1 protein-coding gene is annotated in these 1,455 nt (G+C 39.9%); it reads left to right on the plus strand.

Features of this window, described 5'->3' with window-relative positions; translation table 11 throughout:
* Positions 1-1,455, plus strand: a 1,455-nt coding sequence (locus QMA06_RS16390; protein WP_290207994.1) for an immunoglobulin-like domain-containing protein, incomplete at both ends; no start/stop codon positions are given.

Consider the following 1,455-nt stretch of genomic DNA (forward strand, 5'->3'; position numbering starts at 1 on the left):
TTAGCGACACTACTAAACCTGTAATAAATCTTAATGGTGCTGCTACCATCACGCTTGAAGCTTGTTCTGATACTTATACTGAACTTGGTGCTAATGCTACTGATAACTGTTCTGTTGGTGCTGTAACCGTTGGTGGCGACACGGTTGATGCTAACACCCCAGGAATATATACTGTAACATATAATGTAACTGATACAAACGGTGCAGCTGCTGATGAAGTAACTCGTATAGTTACGGTTAACGACACTACCAAACCTATAATCAATCTTAATGGTGCTGCTACCATCACTCTTGAAGCTTGTTCTGATACGTATACTGAACTTGGTGCTAATGCTACTGATAACTGTTCTGCTGGTGCTGTAACCGTTGGTGGCGACACGGTTGATGCTAACACCCCAGGAATATATACTGTAACATATAATGTAACTGATACAAACGGTGTAGCTGCTGATGAAATAACTCGTATAGTTACGGTTAGCGACACTACTAAACCTGTAATCAATCTTATTGGTACTGCTACCATCACGCTTGAAGCTTGTACTGATACATATACTGAACTTGGTGCTAATGCTACTGATAACTGTTCTGTTGGTGCTGTAACAGTTGGTGGCGACACGGTTGATGCTAACACCCCAGGAATATATACTGTAACATATAATGTAACTGATACAAACGGTGTAGCTGCTGATGAAGTAACTCGTATAGTTACGGTTAGCGACACTACCGATCCTACAGCCTCTAATCCTGCGGATATTGATGTGCAATGTCTTACTGATGTACCTGCTGTAGATATTACTGTGGTAACTGATGAAGCTGATAATTGTGGTACTCCTACTGTCGCTTTTGTAAGTCAAACTGCGGATCCTGCTATTAACAACGGAACTATTACTAGAACCTATTCTGTAACGGATGCGAGTGGAAACTCTATTAATGTTTTCCAAGACATTAACATTGTTGATAATACCGATCCTACAGCCTCTAATCCTGCGGATATTGATGTGCAGTGTCTTACTGATGTACCTGCTGTAGATATTACTGTGGTAACTGATGAAGCTGATAATTGTGGTACTCCTACTGTCGCTTTTGTAAGTCAAACTGCGGATCCTGCTATTAACAACGGAACTATTATTAGAACTTACTCGGTAACGGATGCGAGTGGAAACTCTATTAATGTTTTCCAAAACATTAATATTCTTGATAATACCGATCCTACAGCCTCTAATCCTGCGGATATTGATGTGCAATGTCTTACTGATGTACCTGCTGTAGATATTACTGTAGTAATTGATGAAGCTGATAATTGTGGTACTCCTACTGTCGCTTTTGTAAGTCAAACTGCGGATCCTGCTATTAACAACGGAACTATTATTAGAACTTACTCGGTAACGGATGCGAGTGGAAACTCTATTAATGTTTTCCAAAACATTAATATTCTTGATAATACCGATCCTACAG

The organism is Winogradskyella bathintestinalis (genome assembly GCF_030407435.1).
Lineage (GTDB): Bacteria > Bacteroidota > Bacteroidia > Flavobacteriales > Flavobacteriaceae > Winogradskyella > Winogradskyella bathintestinalis.